The organism is Rhizobacter terrae, from assembly GCF_003852895.1.
Taxonomy (GTDB): domain Bacteria; phylum Pseudomonadota; class Gammaproteobacteria; order Burkholderiales; family Burkholderiaceae_C; genus Albitalea; species Albitalea terrae.
Genome location: NZ_QUSW01000009.1, coordinates 248,360 through 267,581, shown reverse-complemented (window position 1 = coordinate 267,581; position 19,222 = coordinate 248,360). Strand labels below are relative to the sequence as shown.

At 67.4% G+C, this 19,222-nt stretch carries 20 protein-coding genes and 1 pseudogene; 11 read left to right on the top strand and 10 right to left on the bottom strand.

The window, feature by feature from the left end; genetic code table 11:
* Positions 1-86 precede the first annotated feature (86 nt).
* Positions 87-1,040 (bottom strand): LysR substrate-binding domain-containing protein, encoded by a 954-nt coding sequence (locus DZC73_RS26320; protein WP_161974753.1) that lies wholly within the window; start codon positions 1,038-1,040, stop codon positions 87-89.
* A gap of 191 nt (positions 1,041-1,231) precedes the next feature.
* Between DZC73_RS26320 and DZC73_RS26315 the strand changes: the two genes are divergently transcribed.
* Positions 1,232-2,374 (top strand): branched-chain amino acid ABC transporter substrate-binding protein, encoded by a 1,143-nt coding sequence (locus DZC73_RS26315; RefSeq protein ID WP_124543350.1) that lies wholly within the window; start codon positions 1,232-1,234, stop codon positions 2,372-2,374.
* A gap of 6 nt (positions 2,375-2,380) precedes the next feature.
* Here DZC73_RS26315 and DZC73_RS26310 read toward each other — a convergent pair whose 3' ends face one another.
* Together DZC73_RS26310 and DZC73_RS26305 are read right to left on the bottom strand one after the other, a co-directional pair.
* Complete coding sequence (locus DZC73_RS26310) at positions 2,381-4,297, bottom strand: B12-binding domain-containing radical SAM protein (protein WP_124543349.1); 1,917 nt, start codon at positions 4,295-4,297, stop codon at positions 2,381-2,383.
* 36 nt (positions 4,298-4,333) lie between these two features.
* A complete protein-coding gene (locus DZC73_RS26305; protein ID WP_161974752.1) occupies positions 4,334-4,741 on the bottom strand; it encodes an MAPEG family protein in 408 nt (135 codons plus the stop codon).
* A gap of 127 nt (positions 4,742-4,868) precedes the next feature.
* Here DZC73_RS26305 and DZC73_RS26300 point away from each other — a divergent pair, with 127 nt between their 5' ends.
* From DZC73_RS26300 to DZC73_RS26285, 4 genes are all read left to right on the top strand, one after another.
* Positions 4,869-5,339 (top strand): glycine zipper 2TM domain-containing protein, encoded by a 471-nt coding sequence (locus DZC73_RS26300; RefSeq protein ID WP_235835290.1) that lies wholly within the window; start codon positions 4,869-4,871, stop codon positions 5,337-5,339.
* Positions 5,339-5,707: a nuclear transport factor 2 family protein gene (locus tag DZC73_RS26295; RefSeq protein WP_124543346.1), complete on the top strand. Its 369-nt coding sequence runs from the start codon at positions 5,339-5,341 to the stop codon at positions 5,705-5,707. The genes DZC73_RS26300 and DZC73_RS26295 overlap by 1 nt, the downstream gene beginning before the upstream one ends.
* Positions 5,708-5,777: 70 nt before the next feature.
* On the top strand, positions 5,778-6,359 hold the full coding sequence (locus DZC73_RS26290) for a hypothetical protein (RefSeq protein WP_124543345.1): 582 nt from the start codon (positions 5,778-5,780) through the stop codon (positions 6,357-6,359).
* Positions 6,356-7,375, top strand: coding sequence for a M28 family peptidase (locus DZC73_RS26285; RefSeq protein WP_124543344.1), 1,020 nt, complete (start codon positions 6,356-6,358; stop codon positions 7,373-7,375). Before DZC73_RS26290 ends, DZC73_RS26285 begins: the two co-directional genes overlap by 4 nt.
* A gap of 10 nt (positions 7,376-7,385) precedes the next feature.
* Here DZC73_RS26285 and DZC73_RS29825 read toward each other — a convergent pair whose 3' ends face one another.
* Positions 7,386-8,117: a substrate-binding periplasmic protein gene (locus DZC73_RS29825; protein WP_161974751.1), complete on the bottom strand. Its 732-nt coding sequence runs from the start codon at positions 8,115-8,117 to the stop codon at positions 7,386-7,388.
* Between the two features lie 222 nt (positions 8,118-8,339).
* Here DZC73_RS29825 and DZC73_RS26275 point away from each other — a divergent pair, with 222 nt between their 5' ends.
* Together DZC73_RS26275 and DZC73_RS26270 are read left to right on the top strand one after the other, a co-directional pair.
* The gene (locus DZC73_RS26275) at positions 8,340-9,602 is read left to right on the top strand and encodes an HD-GYP domain-containing protein (RefSeq protein WP_124543342.1); all 1,263 of its coding nucleotides are present in this window, start codon (positions 8,340-8,342) and stop codon (positions 9,600-9,602) included.
* Between the two features lie 118 nt (positions 9,603-9,720).
* Positions 9,721-10,725 (top strand): HD-GYP domain-containing protein, encoded by a 1,005-nt coding sequence (locus DZC73_RS26270; protein ID WP_124543341.1) that lies wholly within the window; start codon positions 9,721-9,723, stop codon positions 10,723-10,725.
* Between the two features lie 6 nt (positions 10,726-10,731).
* On the opposite strand, the gene DZC73_RS26265 is transcribed toward DZC73_RS26270, so the two are convergent.
* Positions 10,732-12,876 carry a hybrid sensor histidine kinase/response regulator gene (locus DZC73_RS26265; RefSeq protein ID WP_161974750.1) on the bottom strand — a complete coding sequence of 715 codons (2,145 nt, stop codon included), beginning with the start codon at positions 12,874-12,876 and terminating at the stop codon, positions 10,732-10,734.
* Between the two features lie 117 nt (positions 12,877-12,993).
* Between DZC73_RS26265 and DZC73_RS26260 the strand changes: the two genes are divergently transcribed.
* Together DZC73_RS26260 and DZC73_RS26255 are read left to right on the top strand one after the other, a co-directional pair.
* Positions 12,994-13,572: a DJ-1/PfpI family protein gene (locus tag DZC73_RS26260; protein WP_124543339.1), complete on the top strand. Its 579-nt coding sequence runs from the start codon at positions 12,994-12,996 to the stop codon at positions 13,570-13,572.
* Between the two features lie 110 nt (positions 13,573-13,682).
* A complete protein-coding gene (locus DZC73_RS26255; protein ID WP_124543338.1) occupies positions 13,683-14,114 on the top strand; it encodes a ribbon-helix-helix domain-containing protein in 432 nt (143 codons plus the stop codon).
* On the opposite strand, the gene DZC73_RS26250 is transcribed toward DZC73_RS26255, so the two are convergent.
* The gene (locus tag DZC73_RS26250; protein WP_235835299.1) at positions 14,052-14,984 is read right to left on the bottom strand and encodes an alpha/beta hydrolase family protein; all 933 of its coding nucleotides are present in this window, start codon (positions 14,982-14,984) and stop codon (positions 14,052-14,054) included. The two genes, DZC73_RS26255 and DZC73_RS26250, sit on opposite strands and share 63 nt — an antisense overlap.
* Positions 14,985-15,181: 197 nt before the next feature.
* On the bottom strand, positions 15,182-16,084 hold the full coding sequence (locus DZC73_RS26245; protein ID WP_198414982.1) for an AraC family transcriptional regulator: 903 nt from the start codon (positions 16,082-16,084) through the stop codon (positions 15,182-15,184).
* Between the two features lie 132 nt (positions 16,085-16,216).
* On the opposite strand from DZC73_RS26245, the gene DZC73_RS26240 reads away from it, so the two are divergent.
* The gene (locus DZC73_RS26240; RefSeq protein ID WP_235835289.1) at positions 16,217-16,777 is read left to right on the top strand and encodes an RNA polymerase sigma factor; all 561 of its coding nucleotides are present in this window, start codon (positions 16,217-16,219) and stop codon (positions 16,775-16,777) included.
* Positions 16,778-16,951: 174 nt separating this feature from the next.
* Here the strand turns inward: DZC73_RS26240 and DZC73_RS30740 are convergent.
* Together DZC73_RS30740 and DZC73_RS30385 are read right to left on the bottom strand one after the other, a co-directional pair.
* Positions 16,952-17,293 (bottom strand): annotated as a pseudogene (locus DZC73_RS30740) (hypothetical protein); the annotation flags it as partial.
* The gene (locus tag DZC73_RS30385; protein ID WP_235835288.1) at positions 17,217-17,480 is read right to left on the bottom strand and encodes a hypothetical protein; all 264 of its coding nucleotides are present in this window, start codon (positions 17,478-17,480) and stop codon (positions 17,217-17,219) included. The pseudogene DZC73_RS30740 and the gene DZC73_RS30385, both read right to left, overlap by 77 nt.
* Before the next feature lie 13 nt (positions 17,481-17,493).
* On the opposite strand from DZC73_RS30385, the gene DZC73_RS26225 reads away from it, so the two are divergent.
* Positions 17,494-18,360, top strand: a complete 867-nt coding sequence (locus DZC73_RS26225) for an AraC family transcriptional regulator (protein WP_235835287.1) — start codon at positions 17,494-17,496, stop codon at positions 18,358-18,360.
* 31 nt (positions 18,361-18,391) lie between these two features.
* On the opposite strand, the gene DZC73_RS26220 is transcribed toward DZC73_RS26225, so the two are convergent.
* On the bottom strand, positions 18,392-19,084 hold the full coding sequence (locus tag DZC73_RS26220) for a substrate-binding periplasmic protein (RefSeq protein WP_161974748.1): 693 nt from the start codon (positions 19,082-19,084) through the stop codon (positions 18,392-18,394).
* Positions 19,085-19,222 lie beyond the last annotated feature (138 nt).

The following is a 19,222-nucleotide window of genomic DNA, read 5'->3' as shown; positions in this document are numbered from 1 at the left end:
GGTGGAGGCGACTTTAGGGTTCACCAATGCTCATGTAAATTGAAATCTTCGATGCCTATCCATAACCAATGGTTTGGGTCGGGCCGTCAGCGGCGGCGAGTGGGCTTTCTGGCGCCTCGTGTCTTGGCTTCCTCGCGTGCGGCCTGCACCAGCGCCTGCACCGCCGCGGTCGGCAGGGCATCGTTGCGCAGCATGACGCCCACCGGCTCGTCGGGCGTGATGACAGCGGGCAACTGAACCATCGCGCCACTGTCCAGGTCGGGCTGGGCGCAGCCGATGGGGGTGAACCAGGCATGGTCCGCATGCATCACCAGGCCGCGGGCCAGCGAGGTCTCCAGCGTGTCCACCGTCACGCCCTGCGGCACGATGCCGTGGCGCAGCATGAAGCCGTCGGCCATCTGCCGGATGATGGTCGCCTCCGGCGGCAGCACGAAGCCGTATTCGCCCAGGGCCGACATTGCCACCTTGCGGCGCGCGAACTTCGTCGCGAAGGGGTGGCCCTTTCGCAGCACGATCACCATCGGCTCGGCGAAGAGCTGCTCGAAGGTCACGCCCTGCATCACGTCCGGGTCCGAGAGGCGGCCGATCACCACGTCCATCTCGCGGTTGCGCAGCGCGTCGATCAGCGTCTTGTTTCGGCCGGAGATGACCCGCAGCCGCGCCGTGGGCCGCATGCCTTCGAAGCGCCGCAGCACCGCCGGGATGAAGGCGGGCGCCAGCGTGGGCAGCACGCCCACCGTGAGGTGCGGTTCGCGCGGGCCCTCGACGATGCTGTCCACCGCCCGGCCCAGCGCATCCAGGCTGGCGTTGGCATGCAGCATGAAGACCTGCGCCTCGGGCGTCAGCGTGGCGCCGCGCCGGCCGCGCTCGAACAGCCGCGTGCCCAGGATCTCCTCCAGCTCATTGATGGTCTTGGTGACCGCCGGCTGCGTGATGGACAGCGCCTGCGCCGCGCCGCCCAGCGTGCCGGAGCGCACGATGGCCTGGAAGCACTGCAGGTGGCGAAGGCGGATGCGTGCGAGGGCGCTGGACGAGGGCATGGGCCGGATTGTGCGTCCGTCCGTGCGAAAGGATGGCGCTTCGAGACCATGATCACGATGCATGACGTTCATTCCGAATCTCATGCTCACAACCGTTCAAAGCTCACATTCAAGGGCCAAACCCTGTACCCGATTCGGATGTGCGATCCGCATACTCGCCCCACTACAAACCGTCCGTGAAGGGGTTCCGCATGACCAGCCGCCGAGTCGTTCTTGCAGCCATCACCGTCGCATCGTCCGTGCTTCTCGGGGGATGCTCCCGGGTGCCCGACACCGTGAAGATCGGCGTGGCCCAGCCCATGTCCGGCCCGCTGGCCGCCCTGGGGGCCGACATGAAGAACGGCGTTCAGCTGGCCGTGGACGAGCTCAACACCCGGGGCTTCAAGATCGACGGCAAGACGGTGAAGCTGGAGGTCGTGAGCGTGGACGACCGATCCAACGCCGACACCGGCAAGGCCGTGGCCAAGACACTGGTGGATGCGAACGTGGTGGCCGTGATCGGGCACCTGAATTCCGGCGTGAGCATCGCCGCGGCGCCGGTGTATGCCGAGGCAGGCATCGCGCAGCTGGCCATCTCCACCAAGCCCGAATACACCCAGCTCAACCTGCCCACCACGCTGCGCCTGGTGGCCAACGATGCGCTGCAGTCCAAGGCCCTGGGGTCGTATGCCGCCACGCAGATCGAGGGCAAGCGCTTCGCGGTGGTGGACGACAACACCCCCTACGGCAAGGGCCTGGCCGACCTGGCGGCCGCCGAGATGAAGAAGAACAAGAAGGAGTTGGTGGTGCGCGCCAGCCTGGACGACAAGACCACCGATTTCTCCAAGCTGGTGCCCGAGCTGAAGGCGGGCAACGTGGACGTGTTCGTCACGACGCTGGCCGACTTCCAGGTGGCCGCGCTCATCAAGCAACTGGTCCAGGCCGGCATGAACGAGATGCAGATCGTGGGCGGCGACACCATCAAGACCGACAAGCTGCCGCAGGCGGTGGACGGCATCAAGGCGGTGTACTCGACCTCGCCGATCATCGAGGCCCGCGAATTCGTGGCCGGGCCGCAGTTCCTGGCCAAGTTCCGCGAGGCGTTCAAGGGCGACCCGGTGTACGGGGCGCACTATGCCTATGACGCCGTGTACGTGCTGGCCGCGGCCATGCAGCGTGGCGGCACGGCGGACCCGAAGAAGGTGCTGGAGGAGCTCAAGCGCATCGACGCGCTGGCGCCGGTGACCAACAACATGCGCTTCAAGGCGGATGGAGAGCAGTACTACGGCGTTGTCAGCGTGTACAAAGCGCGCGGCGGCCGTTGGGAACCCGTCACCCGTAGTGATAGCTGGTAAGCCGATCTAGGCGCGAGACAGTGCCTTGGCAATGAAATGCCTCGGCACCGTCGTGCGCGGCACCTTGCCCTGGAACCAGCTGCGCACGTCCGCCTCCAGCCCGATGCCGTGCATGTAGTTGTACAGCGCCTTCTTCAGCGCCGCGCCCATCGCGTCGTGGTCGGTGCCCGTGGGGTCGAAGAACCCGATGTCGTTCTTCGCAAAGCTCACCGGCGGCAGAGGCTGCAGCGTGACGCCGTACTCCTCGGGGTTTTTGCCCACCGGTGAATGCACCGTGCAGGCGAACCGGTGGAAGAAGCCCGACTGGATGCAGCCTTGCTCGAAGAGCTGCCGCACGTACTCCAGCGCATCCACCGTGTCCTGCACGGTCTGGGTCGGGAAGCCGTACATCAGGTAGGCATGCACGAGGATGCCGGCGTCGGTGAATGAGCGCGTCACCCGCGCCACCTGCTCGACCGACACGCCTTTCTTCATCAACTGCAGCAGCCGATCGGACGCCACCTCCAGCCCGCCGGAGATCGCGATGCAGCCGCTGTCGGCCAGCTCCTGGCACAGCTGCGGGGTGAAGGACTTCTCGAAGCGGATGTTGCCCCACCACGAGATGGAGAGGTTGCGCCGATCCAGCTCCGCCGCCAGCGCACGCAAGGCCTTGGGTGGCGCGGCTTCGTCGACGAAATGAAAGCCTGTCTGCCCGGTCTCGTCGATGATCTTCTCGATGCGGTCGGCCAGCGTGGCGGCTGACGCGCCTTCGTAGCGCGAGATGTAGTCCAGCGAGACATCGCAGAAGCTGCACTTCTTCCAGTAGCAGCCGTGAGCCACGGTGAGCTTGTTCCAGCGTCCGTCGGACCACAGCCGGTGCATGGGGTTGAGCATGTCCAGCAGCGACAGGTAGTCGTTCAGCGGCAGGCCGTCCCATGTGGGGGCGCCGACCTCCTCGAAGGCGATGTCGGGCTCGCCCACGTTGGAGTTGATGTAGCGCACCTCGCCCTCGGCCGTGCGCACGAAGCTGCGCACCAGGCGGCTTTGCGAACGTTCGCCGCGCAGGTGCTCCAGCAGGGCGAGCAGCGGCCGCTCGCCATCGTCGAGCGTGACGAAGTCGAAGTGGTCGAACACGCGCGGCTCGGTCAGCTCGCGCAGTTCGGTGTTCACGAAGCCGCCGCCCAGCGCGGTGGTGATGCCGGGTGAGTGCGCCTTGATGGTCTGGGCGATGCGGAAGGCTGCGTACACCGAGCCGGGGAAGGGCACGGAGACGAGCACGAGGTCGGGCTGGTGCTTCTCGATGGCCTTCAGGGTCAGTGCCTTGAGCGTCTCGTCCACCAGGTTGGGCGGCGCCGCGAGGGCCTCGGCCAGGGGATCGAATGTCGGCTGGCTCTGCGCCAGCGACTCCGCGTACCGGACGAACTCGAAGCGCGGGTCCACCGCATCGCGCAGCACGTCGGCGATGTCGTTGAGGTAGAGCGTGGCCAGGTGCCGTGCGCGGTCCTGCATGCCCAGGGCACCGAAGGCCCAGGCCAGCGGGTCGCCGCCGTCTTCGTCGACGTAGACGTCCAGCGACTCGAAACGCGGCCCTTCAGGCAGGAAGCTGCGGGTGGTGATGCGGTGGCCGATGGTCGAATCGCGCCCCTGCAGGAAGGCGATGACCGGCCCGATGGTGGCGGCGTAGCGATCGAACTGCGCGTCGAAGGCCTGCACACGATGAGAGCGCTTGTCGACAGGCGTTGCTGCAATGCATTCACGGATATGCGCCAGACCCGCTTTGCTGAACAGCCGCAGCACCAGCGCCAGGGCGAGGTCCTCCTGCACCGCGTCCACCCTGCGGGTGCGCAGGAAGCCTGTGAGATAGGCGGTGGACGGGTAGGGCGTGTTCAGCTGCGTCATGGGCGGGATGAGCGCCAGGACGCGAAGGGACTTCGGGGAGGACATCGCGCGATTGTCCCCCGGGGCGGCGGCAGGCGCGAATCAGCCGCGCGCCAGCACCACCATCATCACGACGAACATCACGAGCTGCACTGCCCAGAAGCTCGCCCGCACGAACACGTTGGGCTGGCCGGTGCCCGACAGGTGGGCCAGTGTCTGGCCGAGGCGGGCATACAGCACCCAGGGCGCGAAGGCGGCGATGGCGTCCAGCCGGTTCATCTGCGCGGCCACGAACACGATGGCGGCGAACACCGGCAGGTTCTCCAGGCAGTTCGAATGCGCGTCGGCGATGCGGCGGATGAGCGGCATGTCGTCCTCGCGCTTCTCCGAGCGCGGCCAGCTGTTGATGGGCGTGCCGCCCAGGAAGCGAACGCCGCGGTAGAGGAACACGGTGATCACGAGCAGCAGGGTCCAGGCAGTGAAGCCTAGCAGGGCTTGGATGGCGGTCATGATGTCTCCAGGGATGTCGGTGTTGGTTCGAACTGCGGCCGCGATTGAATCACAGGCGGGTGCCGATGTGGCAAGCTTGCAGCTTCGACCGATCGCGGTCGCAGCAGACCATTTCAGGAGTTCCACCATGAAGCGCATGCTCAGTGCCATCGCTTGTTCCGTTTCCCTCATCGCCCTGGCAGCGCCCGCCATGGCCGCCGACACCGCCAAGACCCAGGCCGACCAGGACAAGACCGTCGCCGGCGTCAAGCTCTCCAGCCTGTGCGATGGCTGCGGCGTCGTGTCCAACGCCCACACCGAGACGCGCAAGGGCAAGGCCAGCGGCGTGGGTGCCGTGGGCGGCGCGGTGGCCGGCGGCGTGGTGGGGCACCAGCTGGGCGGCGGCTCGGGCAAGACGGCCCTGACGGTGCTGGGCGCCGTGGGTGGCGGCCTGGCCGGCAACGAGGTCGAGAAGAACATGAAGAAGTACACCGTCTGGGTCACCACCGTGACCTTCAAGGACGGCACGAAGAAGCGCTACGAGGCCAAGGCCAATCCGGACCTGAAGTCCGGCGATCTGGTGAAGATCGACAACGGCCACCCGGTGAAGAAGGTCTGATGCGCGCTGGAGAGCTGATCGAGGCCTTCTGGCGGACCGCCAACGCGCGCGACTGGGACGGCTTCGGCCGCCTGCTGCACGACGAGGTGATCTACGAGGTGCCCCAGACCCGCGAGCGGCTGCGGGGCCGGGCGAACTACGTGGAGTTCAACCAGACCTACCCGGGAAACTGGACAGCCACCGTCACCGAGCTGTTCGACCAGGGCGCCAAGGGCATGTCGGTCGTCGATTTCCGGGTGGACGACGCAGCGGAAACCGGCATCAGCCTGTTCGAGATGCGCGACGGGCTCATCGCGCGAATCACCGACTGGTGGCCGACGCCGTACGATCCGCCCCAGCGCAAGACCGACAAGATCGAACGCTACTGAGGCCTGCCTGCTGCCATCGACGCCTGGCCAGCGTCCACCATACCAACCAACGAATCCGGGGGACACGCTCATGAAGACCACCTGCCTCACCCTGCTGGCTGCGGCCGTGCTCAGCGCCTGCGCCACTCAGGAGACGACCTCCGGCACTGCGGCGCCGGGGGGATCGGCCAGTGCGCCGGCCACATCGAGCGCCAGCAAGAACGACCCCGGGGCCCAGGTGACCCAGGCCGTGGCCACGCCGCTGAACGACCTCAACCTCGTGCGGGCGGACATCCCCGCGGCGCTGCTCGCAGCGGAGAAGGCGCCCTATGCCGCACCGCCGCAAGCCACCTGCCCGGGCATCACGGCCGACGTGCAGGCGCTGGACGCGGCCCTCGGCCCTGACCTGGACACACCGGCGTCGCCCAACAACCCCAGCCTGGTCGAGCGCGGAACGGGCGCGGCCGGCAATGCGGCGGTGGGCGCCTTGCGCAGCACGGCGGAGAACGTCATTCCCTTCCGCGGCTGGGTGCGCAAGCTCTCGGGCGCCGAACGGTACTCGCGCGAGGTCGCAGCCGCCATCGCCGCGGGCACCATCCGGCGTGCGTACCTCAAGGGCCTGGGGCAGTCCATGGGCTGCAGCGCGCCGGCAGCACCGCGACATCCGGCATGAAGGAGGTGCTGCGGCGGACGCTGCGCACCGGGCTGATCGTCGTCGCTGTTGCGCTCGCCTTGGCGGTGGCGGCGCTGTGGCTGGTCGTGCAGCCTTTCGTCACACCGGTGGCAACCCAGTCGCCGGCGGTCGATCCAAGGCGGCTGCAGGCGCATGTGAAGCATCTGTCGGTGGACCTGTACCCGCGCAGCGCCGACCAGTACGACAAGCTCGATCGTGCCGCCCAGTACGTCGAAGACGAACTGCGAAAAACCGGCGCCGATGTGAGCGTGCAGCCCGTCACCGTGGACGAGGTGCGATACCGGAACATCGTGGCCCGCTTTGGCCCTCGCACCGGCCCGGTGACCGTGTTCGGCGCGCACTACGACTCGCACGGCGATGCCGTTGAAGGCCAGCACGCCCCGTCAACCGACACGCACACGCCCGGGGCGGATGACAACGCCAGCGGCGTGGCGGGCCTGATCGAGCTGGCTCGGCTGCTGGCCGCCAAGCCTCCCGCCCAGGCGGTCGAGCTCGTGGCGTATACCTTGGAAGAGCCGCCGCATTTCCGCACCGAAAACATGGGCAGCGCATGGCATGCGCGGGCGCTGGCTGAATCCGGCCGCGAATGCCGGCTGATGGTGGCGGTGGAGATGATCGGCTTCTTCAGCGACAAGCCCGGCAGCCAGGCGTTCCCGGTGCCGGCCATGTCACGGCTTTACACCGACCGCGGCGATTTCATCGCGCTGGTGGGCAAGTTCTCTGACTTCGCGTTGATGCGCCGCGCCAAGGCACTGATGGCCGGGGCGGGCAGCCTGCCGGTTCATTCGATCAGCGTCACGCCGCTGGTCACCGGGATCGATTTCTCGGACCACCTGAGCTACTGGAACCGCGGCATGCCGGCGCTGATGGTCACGGACACGTCCTTCATGCGCAACCCGAACTACCACCTCGCGGGCGACACCTGGGACAAACTGGACTACTTCCGCATGGCGCAGGTGGTGCAGGGCTTGTTCGCGATCGCGCAGGGCTTGTAAGACAAGGCACCTACCGCCCGCCGGCGTTCACGCGCTTGAGGATCTCCTCGATCTCCCCTCGCGCCTGCATCTGCCGAAGTTCTTCCGTGAGCCTGGCCGCCAGCGCCGCGTGCTTCTTGTTCAGGTGGTGGTACAGCGGCACGCGTTCGAGCACGCCGTTCACCTTGCACAAGCGCTTGTCGTTGCGGCGGCGCATTTCGCCGTCGGTTTCGCGGCCGGTGCCCACGGCCACGTCGACCATGCCTTTCTCGAGCATGCGGAAGAGGTCGCTCATGTTGTCGGCAGCCACCGGCACCGCGCGGCCCAGGCGGCGTTCGACCGCGAGCACGCCGCGGATGTGGCCCACGCGCTTGCCATCCAGGTCCGTCCAGTCCTTGAGGTGCGGGCAGGGCGCCAGGGCATAGGCGGTGATCTCGACGTGATTGACGGGCACATCGACCCGCACGAGGTTGGGGTATTGCGCCGTCACCTCGACGATGCGCATGTTGTCGCCGTCGATCATGCCGGCATCGGCCAGGACCAGCGAGCGCAGCAGTGGGTATTCCTCAAACTTCGTGCTCACGCCCAGGCGGGCATACGCCGTCTTGAGCACCTGCTCGCTGCCGTCGGCGAGCATGGCCGACGGCCCTGCGTTGCGGCCGATGCGCAGGGGGTCTTGCGCGGCTGCCTGTGCTGCGGCCAGCGCAAGCAGCACGCATGACCATCGCGCGCGCCAGACCCAGGCGAAGACGAAACGCATCATGCCGATGACGATACCGCGCCGCCTGCCGCGGCGCCTGTGAACAAACCCTGGTGGGGCCAGACCCGCCGGGACCCGCACGGGCTGAATACCGGAGCAACTGTCAAAGCTTACAGATGGCTGATTTGTGCGCTCTGTGCACAATTCCTGCCTTAAGGGAGTTCGCGATGTGCAGGCCAGTCGTCCGGTGGCCTCGTCTTGTCCATAGAAAGCCCACCAGACCCCATGGGTGCTGCCGTCCAGGTATTTCAGCTCGCGAATCCGCATGCGCTCGCCTCCATCCTTGACGCCAGCACCACGCGGCGCATCGTGGCCTCGCGAGACATCCTCGATGACCGCGGCTCCCGGCTCTGGGCGCGCGACCAGCCCGTCTCCCACTCGCTGCACCAGCGGCTGCAGGAGCGGCGGCTGCGCCAACCGCTGGAGACCTGCCTGCGCGCGGAAGACGGCGTCACGCCGTTCGTCCTGCAGGAGAGCCTGGCCGAATTCCTTTCCAGCACGCATCCGCTGGCGCTCGCGTTGCAGCCCATGGCGCCTCGCCTGGCCGAGGAGGTAGAGCACCTGCCGCTGCACCCCGCGGTGCAGTTGCTGCTGACCGCCGCCCATGCCACCCGCCCCGCGGTGTACGAGCACGCGGTGCGCGGCATGGCCCTCGCCGGCGCGCTGCAGATGCAGACACGCACCGAGCGTTATGCCGTGCGCCTGGCGATGCTGGGCGGCCTGCTGCACGACATCGGCGAGATGTACGTCAACCCGGCCTACCTGCAGGGCCGACAGCCGCTGGACATGCTCAGCTACCGACACGTCGTGACGCATCCTCGCGTGGGCGAATTGCTGCTGGCGACGATGACCGACTACCCCAGCGATCTCGCACGCGCCATCGGCGAGCACCACGAGCGCCTGGATGGCAGCGGCTACCCCATGCGCCGGCGCCAGGAGCAGATCTCGCCGCTGGGCATGGTGCTGTCCGCCACGGAAACTGCCCTGGGCGTGGGCGACGCCGATGAGGCGCCCCTGTCGCGGGTGAGTTTCGCGCTGCGGATGGTGGCCGGCGAATACGACGAATCCTGCGTGGACTTCTTCGCCAAGGCGGCGGAACGAGCCGGCGAGGATGCCCGCGCGGCCGTGACTGAAACCCAGGCCGAACTGATCGTGCAGCTCGCGCTCATGGACACCGAGCTGAGCATGCTTCGCGAGGAGGCCCAGGCGCTGGTCGCCGAGGCGGATTCGACCCGCATGGTCCGCGACGTGGCCGGCAAAGTGGCTGAACGCGTGCAACGCCTGCGCGCAGGCTGGAACTCCATGGGACTGTGGTGCATGGCGCAGCCGCAGGACTCGCCGCGCAAGGTGTTCGAGCTGAGCATGGCGCGCGACGAGCTGCGCTACCGGCTGTCTACCCTGGAGCGCGACTGCCTGTGGCCGCACGGCGAATTGCTGGAGACCGATGCCCTGCAACTGGATTCGCTGTGGCGCACGGAGCTGGCTTGAGTTGAGCTGCCCGTTGGCCCTGCGCCAGCCAGGGGTACCCGCATCGATGCTGGGTGCAATATGCGGTGACTGGACCTAAAGTGATGCGCAGCCGTTGCCAGCGTATCGACAGGGTGGAATGAGCACAACGCCAGAGTCTGCCGAGTCCCGCACCGAACCTGCGGCGCCAGGGCCTGCGCTCGAGCCCGCCGGTTTCCGTTCATCGGCGTCTGCCAAGCAACTGGTGGAAGCCTGGCAAAACATGAAGATGAACTTCAACCTGCTCATGAGGGGCTTCCAGGCCGACGGCGGTTGGCTTGCGCGCTTCGAGGCCATGGCCGAGCGGGTGAGGGTGCTTCTCGCGCAGGACGCCGACGCGGCGCTGTACATGACGATGCAGACGGCCGCGCTGGAGATCGAGCACTACAGCGCCCACCACGCCTTGCATTGCGCGGTGGTTTCGCACCTGTGCTCGGGCTGGCTCGGCTGGCAGCCCGACGAGCGCAACGCGGTCTTCATGGCGGCGCTGTCCATGAACCTCGGGATGCACAGCATGCAAGACGCCATGGCGCGCCAGAGCAGCGCCTTGTCGGCCGAGCAGCGCAAGAAGGTGGATGTGCATGCGCAGCAAAGTGCCGACCTGCTGCAGTCCGCCGGGGTCATGGATGCGCTGTGGCTGGAGGTGGTGATGCGCCACCACCACCCCATGCTGGCCGGCGAGGCGCCCGACGCGGACCCGCCCGCGCGGCGCCTGGCGAGCCTGCTGCATCGCGTGGACGTCTTCACCGCCAAGCTCAGCCGCCGTCAGGTACGGGCTGGTACCTCGGCGACCGTGGCGGCGCGCGATGCCTGCCTGGACGAGTCGGGCTACCCCGATGCCATCGGCGCGACCATCCTGCGCGTGCTCGGCCTGTATCCACCCGGCAGCTTCGTGGAGCTGGCCAACGGCGAACTGGCGGTGGTCACGCGCCGCGGCGCCAAGGCCCATGCACCCATGGCGGCCTGCCTTCGCCGCTCGGACGGCACGCCCATGCTGCGGCCGGCACGGCGCGACACCAGCCAGCGCGGATTGAGCGTGAAGCGAGCGGTGCTGCCGGCTGAACTCAAGATGGTGGTCAACCACGAGCGCGTGCTGGCGGCCTGAAGGGAATCAGTCGGCCGGATAGGTCCAGCTCACCTTCAGCGTACGTTCGATGGCGTCCAGCAGCTGGGGGATGTCGATCGGCTTGGGCACGAACATGTCCGCGCCTGCCTGCAGGCATCGCTCTCGGTCTGAGGCCATCGCGCTGGCCGAGATGCTGATGATGGGCGTGCGCGCCAGGTCAGGCGCGGCGCGGATCTGGCGAATCGCCTCCACGCCGTCGAGCACGGGCATCACCGAATCGATGACGATGAGGTCGGGCTTGAGCCGCATGGCCTGGCGCAGCGCCTGCTCGCCGTCCGTCGCATCGTGCACTTCGAAGCCCAGCGGGGTGAGCACGCTGTGCAGCAGCGTGCGGTTCAGCGCGACGTCGTCGGCCACCAGCACCGAGCGCAGCTCGCCCTCGTAGCCACTGGGCATGAGGCGGTTCGAGGTGGGCGGGCGCAGCACCGCCAGCGGCACGTCCAGGTCGAACCAGAAGCGGCTGCCCTTGCCGGGGTGGCTGATGACGCGGACCTCGCCCCCCATCAGCCGCACGAGCTGGCGGCAGATGGCCAGCCCCAGGCCTGCGCCCCCGCGGCGCAGCCGCAGCTCGCCCACCTGCTCGAAGGGCTGGAAGATGCGGTCCAGGTCCTCGCGGGCGATGCCCGGCCCGGTGTCCAGCACCTCGAAGCGCAGGCAAGCCGAGGTGTTGTCCGACTTGAGCAGGGTGGCGCGCAGCGTGACCTGTCCGGCCTCGGTGAACTTGGCCGCGTTGTCCAGCAGGTTCAGCAGCGTCTGCCGCAGCCGCTTGGCGTCCGCCACGATGCCTTCGGGCAGGTCGGACGACGGCTCGTAGACGAAGCCGATCCTCTTGCTGCTGCAGCGCAGCGCCGCGGTGGAACTGACGCCGTCCAGGAATTCGCGCAGGCTCATGGCGGCGGGGAAGAGCTCCAGCCGGCCCGCCTCCACCCGGGCGATGTCCAGCACGTCCTCGATAAGCGCCAGCAGGTGCTCGCCGCTGTCGCGGATGAGCGAGGCATAGCGTGCCTGGTTCGGTGCCCGGTTGCCACTGATGGTGGATTCATGCTCCAGCAACTGCGCGAAGCCGAGGATGGCGTTCAGCGGCGTGCGCAGCTCATGGCTCATGTTGGCCAGGAAGGTGGTCTTGGATGCATTGGCCAGCTCGGCGGCCTCGCGGGCGCGCCGCTCGCGCTCGTGGCGTCGATGCTCGGTGTGGTCCAGCACGAAGGCCACGCTCTCCTCGCGGTCGGCGAACCAGACGCTGCTCACCAGCACCGGCACGCTGGTGCCGTCCTTGTGAAGCAGGTCGGTCTCGTAGGTGCTGCGGCCGTGGCGCTTCATGTCCATCAGCGCGGTTTCGAAGCGCATCCACTGGTCGCGCGGCACGAAGGTGGTGGGCTGCACCAGCCCCGCGTTGAAGTCGGCCTGGTCGAAGCCCAGCATGGTGAGGAAGGCGTCGTTGGCCAGCGTCACGCGGCCCAGCGAATCGGAGATGAGGATGCCCACCACGTTGGCCTGCACGAGGCGGCGCTCGCGCTCCTCGCTTTGCGCCAGCGCCTTGGCGCGCTGCTGCGCTTTCTCGAGCGTGCGGATGAAGATGCGCGCCGCCACCACCAGCAAGGCGGCGATGGCACCCATCTCCACCGCCGCCTCGGCCAGGAAGTGGGCGGCCTGTGCCGAGGGGATGTCCGACTGGTGCAGTGCCACTGCCAGCGCGAGCAGTTGCAGCACCAGCGCCACCAGCCCGGCGGACGGCCGCACGAACAGGGCGGCGGCCACCACGGAGATCATGAAGGCCACGTCCACCACCGGCACCGGCCCGGCATAGAGGTGCGGGTCGATGCCCAGCGTGGTGGCGACGATGAGCAGCACCACGAAGCCTGCCGCACCCAGCGCGGAACCGCCGCGGTTGAGCCACCAGCAGACCATGCACAGCGGTGCGATGGCCAGCGCCACGCACACCGGCAACGCCGGGCGTCCGACCCAGATCAGCACGCCGCCCATGGTAAGGCCCAGTACCGCCATCGCCAGCAGCACCCAGGCCAGGCCGGCATTGAGTGCGCGGCGCACCGGATCGAGCGAATCGACGTGCTGGACCCAGCGCGCGATGCGCTGCCAGGACGAGGGCATGGAGGACGGGGACGAGGGCATGGACTCACAGCATAAGGGGCGAAGTATCCCGCTACTACCCGCAAATCCCGGGTGGTCCACACAATCGATCGGCAGGCCTTGCAATGGTGCACGGGCTGCCCGACCAGGAGACGAGACATGGGCAAGAAGATTCTTTTGCTGACGGGCGACTACACCGAGGACTACGAGACCATGGTGCCCTTCCAGGCCTTGCTCGCGGTGGGCCACACCGTGCATGCGGTGTGCCCGGACAAGAAGGCAGGCGAGTACGTCCACACCGCCATCCATGACTTCGAAGGTGCGCAGACCTATTCGGAGAAGCCTGGCCACCGCTTCACGCTGAACGCCACGTTTGCCGAGGTGAAGCCGCAGGACTACGACGCGCTGGTGGTGCCCGGCGGCCGATCGCCGGAATACCTGCGCATGAACAAGCAGGTCATTTCGCTGGTGCAGCACTTCTCGCGCGAGAACAAGCCGATCGCGGCCATCTGCCACGGCGCGCAATTGCTGGCCGCGGCCGGCGTGCTGCGCGGCAAGCGGGTGTCGGCGTATCCGGCCTGCGCGGCCGAAGTCGAGCTGGCGGGGGCGAGCTACGCGGAAATTCCTGTGGACCAGGCCGTGACCGACGGCAAGCTGGTGACGGCGCCCGCCTGGCCTGCTCATCCGGCGTGGATTGCGCAATTCCTGAGCGTGCTCGGCACGCGCATCGAGGCGTGATCCTCCGGGTGGAATCCCACGATTTGCTCAGGGGTGGCGACAGCGCCTAAGGTATCGGCCGGACCGTGACCGTTCGCGTGTCCGTGCCGATTCCTTTGGCGGAGCGTCCCATGTGCGAAATCTTCATCAGCGCCAACCCCGAGAGCTATGAATCGCGGACCCGCTCGGTCCGGCTTCACGGCGTCGTCACCAGCATCCGGCTGGAAAACCTGCACTGGGAAGTGCTGGAGGAAATCGGCCGGCGCGATGGAATGTCCGTCACGCAACTGCTTGAGCGGCTGTACGACGAACTGGTGGCCGCACGCGGCGAGGCCGGCAACTTCGCCTCTTTCCTTCGGGTGAGTGCCTTGCGCTACATGGGCTTGCAGGCGAGGCAGCGGATTCCGACCGACGTCGGCGTGCCGATCCGATCGCTGGATGCGGACCGGGTGCTGGAGGCGCTGCCGCAGAGTTGGGTGAGGCGGGAGGTGGCGCAGGCCCTATCGCAAGGTTCGCTCGAAGAACTGGACAGCATCCGCGCCAACTTGCCGATGCACCGCTGACCGGTCCACGCCTTCGGGGTCGCTGCAGATCTGCCGGGCGACCGTCCTGCCCACCATGGTGCAGGTGGACAGGAAGGCGTAGTGGGTGACACCGGGCAGTAGCTGAAGCTGCGCCTTCGGCACCAGTGCGGCGACGGGTTTGGCCGTGGTTTCGGGAATGGCCTGGTCGTCGGCCGTGCCCACCACGATGCGCAGCGGCACCTGGATGCCGGCCACGCTGTCCTTCACGTAGGCAGGGCCGAGCACCGGCGCGATGGCATAGGCCGACCTGATGCGCGGATCGCGGAAGGAATTGCCCATGCGCTCCAGTTCCTTCTTCATGCGCTCGTCCTGCGTGAGAAGCCGGTTCACGTCGTCCATCGAATACTTGCTGGCGATCTCGGGCGGCAGTTTGCAGTTCGGGTTGTCGGGCGAGGCTTCGGCACAGAAGTCCTGCCACTGCTTCTGGCTGAGACGCACGCCGATGGTGGCCAGCGTCGTGTAGCCGCCGAGCGAGAAACCCGCCATGCCGATGCGCGAGGTGTCGATGCGGGGCCCGAAGCGCGGGTCGGCGAGCAGCTTGTCGAGCACGGCGGAGATGTCCTGCGGGCGATCCCACCAGGCCATGAAGCCTTCCAGCCGATAGGACGGCTCGGCACCGGTGTTGCCGTGGTGATTCACGCCGGCAACGATGTAGCCGTTGGCTGCCAGCGCCTCGGCCAGCCAGCCCAGTGTTGACGCGGCCCCACCGGTGCCGTGGGACAGCAGCACCAGCGGCAGCTTGGCCGGCTCGGCGGCCATCGGCGCGCCTTGCGCATTGGTGCCGGCGTTGAAGATGCTCACCGTCCAGTCGGTTTCACGCGAGCCCGGTGCAGCGGGGTACCAGACCACGGTGCTCAACGGGCGGGCTCGGCTGCCGGTCCAGTCCCGGCGGACGGGATCTTCGTAGCTGGCGAAATTCAAGCCGACTGGGTGGGGTCTCTTGGGCGCCTCGCAACGGGCAGCAGGCGTGACGAGCATGGCGGCCAATACGAAGACGAACTTAATGTTTAACTTGAACATTGCGATGTAAGTTGATTTGAGTGTGCTCAAAGTGACGTGACGGGGACGCAGATGTCGCAGGCGAACGCACCCGTCCCAGCTTCGTCAGTGACACCGGGCTGGTAGTACTCGTAGCAGGGTCGACCGTCGAGCTGGAGTCCACTCGAAGGGAGCCAGTCACGCAGCAAGCGGGCCCACGCCAGCTCCACCTCGGCCACCTTGCCGCGAAACGGAAGGACGGCGTAGCGGCCGCCCGGCAAGGTGGTGCTGAACGAGCGGCCGCTGGCCTTGAAGCCCGCCGGCGCTTCGGCGCAGGCGTCGTAGCGGCAGCGCGCCGGGTCGGTGACGCTCGGGTCGTCATGGCCGATGCCATAGCGTGGCCGGTCGAGCAGCCCGTTGGCGACGATCCACGGGTAGACCTCATCGGCCCAGAAGCGGTTGACGCTCGGTCCGTAGGGTCCGATGTGTCGCAGGTACACGATGCGGGCCGGCGCGCGGTCGATGATCTTGACGGGGAGTGCATGGCTGGATGGCTGGTGGGATGCGCCATTCTTCGAGGCCGCTCGCCGGCCGTCATGATCGGGATTGCTCAATTGCACGCCATCGCGCCGATGCGTGCGCCATCCGCTGGGCGACGCGCCGAAGTGCGCCTTGAAGGCCCGCGAGAACGCTTCGCTCGAACCGAAGCCCACGTCCAGTGCCGCCTGCAGCACCGTCAGCCGCGGCTGCGACAAGAGCTTCACGCCCGCGACCTCCACGCGCCGCCGGCGCAGGTAGTCGCCCAGCGTCTCGCCCATCCACGCGGCGAAGAGCCGGTGGAAATGGAAGGGCGAGAAGTGGGCCACGTCCGCCAGCTGCGGCAGGTCCAGCGGCTCGGACAGGTGCGAGTCGATGTGCGCCAGCACGCGATGCATGCGGCGCTCGTATTCCAGGCGATGGACGTCAGGCATGTCGGCAGGTTTTGTGCGGTCGGCGCACTGTAGTGGAGGGCATGCAGCGCAAAATCGCCGCCACCCACAATATTCCGCGTCGTCAAACGTCTACCCGGGCGTATGGACGCAAGCACGGCACCCGGCCGCGACATGAGCAAGCTCAACGAATCGATTTCCGCGGTCTTCGCGCGGGAACGCGATCGCTTGCGCGGCTTCATCCGCCGCAGGGTGCCGGCGACAGCGGATGCCGAAGACATCCTGCAGGACGTGTTCTACGAGCTGGTCGAGGCCGACTTGATGGTCCAGCCCATCGAGCAGGTTGGCGCCTGGCTCTTTCGAGTGGCGCGCAACCGCATCACCGACCTGTTTCGACGGCGAAAGCACGAACAGGCGGTCGACGATGCAGCAACCCTGTCCGATGCCGAGGCTGACGAGCCCTGGCTGGAGAGCTGGCTGCCGTCGGCGGACGAAGGCCCGGAGGCCGAGTACGCGCGCCGCATCCTGGTCAACGAGCTGGAGCTGGCCCTGGACGAACTGCCCGAGGAGCAGCGCGACGTGTTCATCGCGCACGAGATCGGCGGGCAGAGCTTCAAGGAAATCGCCGATGCCACGGGCGTGGGCATCAACACCTTGCTGTCTCGCAAGCGCTATGCGGTGCTCTTCCTGCGCCGCCGCCTGCAGGCCATTTATGACGAGTACATCCGAGCATGAGGAACCGAAACATGAAACGAATGTGGTGGAAGCACGGGCTGAAGTTCGCCCTCTTTGCGGTGGTGGCCATCGGCGCGGTCGGCCTGGTGGTGATGAGCCTGTGGAACTGGCTGCTGCCGGGCCTGTTCGGCCTGAAGACCATCGACTTCTGGCAGGCGCTGGGCCTGTTCCTGCTCAGCAAGCTGCTGCTGGGCGGCTTCCGCGGCAAGGGCCACCACGGCGGCGGCCCGGGCCGGTGGCGCGAACGCTGGGGGCAGCGCTGGGACGAGATGTCCGAGGAAGAGCGCCAGCGTTTTCGCGAAGGCATGGGCCGGCATTGCGGCTGGGGGCATAGGAGCCACGCCCGGCCGCCCGAAGGGGCTCGCACCGCAGTGCGCAGCGCGGAGGTTGATCAAGAACTCCGCCGCAGCAACGGCGGGCCCGAGCAGGCGCCGGTGAATCAGGACGCCTGAATGCGCGCGCCGATCCACTCGCGCAGCGCCGGATCGCGGATGTCCAGCACGTCGAACAGCCCCAACGCCCGCAGGTCGGGCAGGGACGCCTCGATGTCGCGCTGTGCAGCAGCCCGCTGGTCCGGCGCGCTGAGCGGGTCGCTCCAGCAGCGTGCGTTGTGCAAGAACGCGGCGATGGTGCCCTTGCGCACCGTCACTCCATTGAAATCGCCCTGGTTCACGTGATCGGGCAAAACATCTTCAGCTCGCATGGAAACAACTCCTTTGACTTGGCGACACGATGCCTTCACTGTAGGAAGAGGCGGCTGGCCGCGCCGCGCCGTGGTCGTCAACGACTGCGGCGATTCGGACAAGGATGCGCGCCTGGCGCACAAACTCTCGCTCGTGAGCAGCGACCACGGCGTGCCGCTGGTGGTCATCGCCGCGGCGCAGACGACACCGCGCTTCACCGAGCCGCATGCCCATGCACGCGGCCAGATCTTCGGTGCCACGCGCGGCCTGATGACCGTGACCACCGAGTCCGGCCAATGGGTCGTGCCGCCCACGCATGCCGTGTGGGTGCCGCCCTTGCAGCGCCACGGCGCGTCGGTGCACGGCGCCTATGAAGGCTGGAGCGCCTACCTGGCGCCGCTGGAGTGCCTGCAGCTTCCGTCGCAGCCATTCACCATGCGGGCCTCGGGCCTGCTGCGCGAGGCGGTGATGCGCGCCGCCGAGTGGGACGGCGTGGACTGGGATGAATCCCGCTCGCGGCTGCTGGGCCTCGTGCGCGACGAGGTGCGCGACGGCGTGCAGGAGCCGCTGGGCCTGCCCATGCCGCAGGACCGCCGTGCCTTGCGCATCGCGCGGGCCATCACCGCCAACCCGGCCGACACGCGCTCGCTCGATCAACTGGCCCACTGGGCCGGCATGTCGGCACGCACCGTCACGCGCTATTTCGTCGAGGAGACCGGGTTCAACTTCATCGACTGGCGGCAGCGCGCGCGGCTGCTGAAGGCGCTGGAGCTGATCGCCGCGGGGCAATCGGTGACGTCGACCGCACTCGAAGTGGGCTACGACAACGTCAGCGCCTTCATTGCGATGTTCCGGCGGTTGACCGGCGTGACGCCGAGCCGGTATTTCGCGACGCGGTGACGAGGGTCGGGCGGCCTCACGCCGCCCGCATTCACTTCGCGACGGCGCTCTGGTAGTGCTCGCCGATCTTCTTCATCCAGCCGTCGCTGCGCATGGTGTCGACGGCCTGGTTCAATGCCTTGACGGCGCTTTCCGCCGTCTTCGGGCTGCAGGCGAGATAGTGGTCGACTTCCTTGAGGGTGTAGATCGGCTTGATGTCGGTGATGCCTTCCTCGGCCGCCAGTGCCCGTCCGCGATGCAGGCCGGTCGCCCACAAGTCGATGCGGCCGGCCGCGAGCTTCTTCAGGTTGTGCTTGTTGTCGCCCACCAGGTCGATCTTGATGCCCTGTGACTTGAGGTACATCGACGGCCCGTCCTGCAGCAATCCGCCAATCACGTATTTCTCAAGGTCAGCCAGGCTGCTGACCTTGCCCGGGAAACTGGTCTTGGCATACAGCACCCAGGTGTTGACCGACAGCGGCCCGATCCACTGGAACTGTGATTCACGTTCGGGCAGCCGCACCAGCGGATAGACGCAGGTGTCGGGGTCGTTCTTTGCCAGCGAATAGGCGCGTGCCCAGGGAAAGATCTCCAGCACATAGGGCTGCTTGGCACGCCTTGCCGCCTCGATCACCATCTCGGCCGTGATGCCCGTGATTTTCTGGCTGGCGGGGTCGGTGTATCCGAAGGGCGCGTTCTCATCGGTCAGCATGTGCAATGCCGCGTGTGCCGATGTGGTGAGCATGAACGCGCATGCCAGGAACGTACTGCGAGTGGCCAACAGGCTCATGACCGGAGGTGCCGTTGAAGACTGGCGCATGCTAGTGCCTCGCGCTGTCCTTGTCGAGGCGAAGCCCTGTCGCGGCGCGGCAGGGAGATTTCA

Excerpts from the sequence above, each read along its gene's own strand:
- DZC73_RS26320 (WP_161974753.1), bottom strand. The coding sequence starts at position 1,040 with ATGCCCTCGTCCAGCGCCCTCGCACGCATCCGCCTTCGCCACCTGCAG.
- DZC73_RS26315 (WP_124543350.1), top strand. The coding sequence starts at position 1,232 with ATGACCAGCCGCCGAGTCGTTCTTGCAGCCATCACCGTCGCATCGTCC.
- DZC73_RS26310 (WP_124543349.1), bottom strand. The coding sequence starts at position 4,297 with ATGTCCTCCCCGAAGTCCCTTCGCGTCCTGGCGCTCATCCCGCCCATG.
- DZC73_RS26305 (WP_161974752.1), bottom strand. The coding sequence starts at position 4,741 with ATGACCGCCATCCAAGCCCTGCTAGGCTTCACTGCCTGGACCCTGCTG.
- DZC73_RS26300 (WP_235835290.1), top strand. The coding sequence starts at position 4,869 with ATGAAGCGCATGCTCAGTGCCATCGCTTGTTCCGTTTCCCTCATCGCC.
- DZC73_RS26295 (WP_124543346.1), top strand. The coding sequence starts at position 5,339 with ATGCGCGCTGGAGAGCTGATCGAGGCCTTCTGGCGGACCGCCAACGCG.
- DZC73_RS26290 (WP_124543345.1), top strand. The coding sequence starts at position 5,778 with ATGAAGACCACCTGCCTCACCCTGCTGGCTGCGGCCGTGCTCAGCGCC.
- DZC73_RS26285 (WP_124543344.1), top strand. The coding sequence starts at position 6,356 with ATGAAGGAGGTGCTGCGGCGGACGCTGCGCACCGGGCTGATCGTCGTC.
- DZC73_RS29825 (WP_161974751.1), bottom strand. The coding sequence starts at position 8,117 with ATGATGCGTTTCGTCTTCGCCTGGGTCTGGCGCGCGCGATGGTCATGC.
- DZC73_RS26275 (WP_124543342.1), top strand. The coding sequence starts at position 8,340 with ATGGGTGCTGCCGTCCAGGTATTTCAGCTCGCGAATCCGCATGCGCTC.
- DZC73_RS26270 (WP_124543341.1), top strand. The coding sequence starts at position 9,721 with ATGAGCACAACGCCAGAGTCTGCCGAGTCCCGCACCGAACCTGCGGCG.
- DZC73_RS26265 (WP_161974750.1), bottom strand. The coding sequence starts at position 12,876 with ATGCCCTCGTCCCCGTCCTCCATGCCCTCGTCCTGGCAGCGCATCGCG.
- DZC73_RS26260 (WP_124543339.1), top strand. The coding sequence starts at position 12,994 with ATGGGCAAGAAGATTCTTTTGCTGACGGGCGACTACACCGAGGACTAC.
- DZC73_RS26255 (WP_124543338.1), top strand. The coding sequence starts at position 13,683 with ATGTGCGAAATCTTCATCAGCGCCAACCCCGAGAGCTATGAATCGCGG.
- DZC73_RS26245 (WP_198414982.1), bottom strand. The coding sequence starts at position 16,084 with ATGCCTGACGTCCATCGCCTGGAATACGAGCGCCGCATGCATCGCGTG.
- DZC73_RS26240 (WP_235835289.1), top strand. The coding sequence starts at position 16,217 with ATGAGCAAGCTCAACGAATCGATTTCCGCGGTCTTCGCGCGGGAACGC.
- DZC73_RS30385 (WP_235835288.1), bottom strand. The coding sequence starts at position 17,480 with ATGCGAGCTGAAGATGTTTTGCCCGATCACGTGAACCAGGGCGATTTC.
- DZC73_RS26220 (WP_161974748.1), bottom strand. The coding sequence starts at position 19,084 with ATGCTCACCACATCGGCACACGCGGCATTGCACATGCTGACCGATGAG.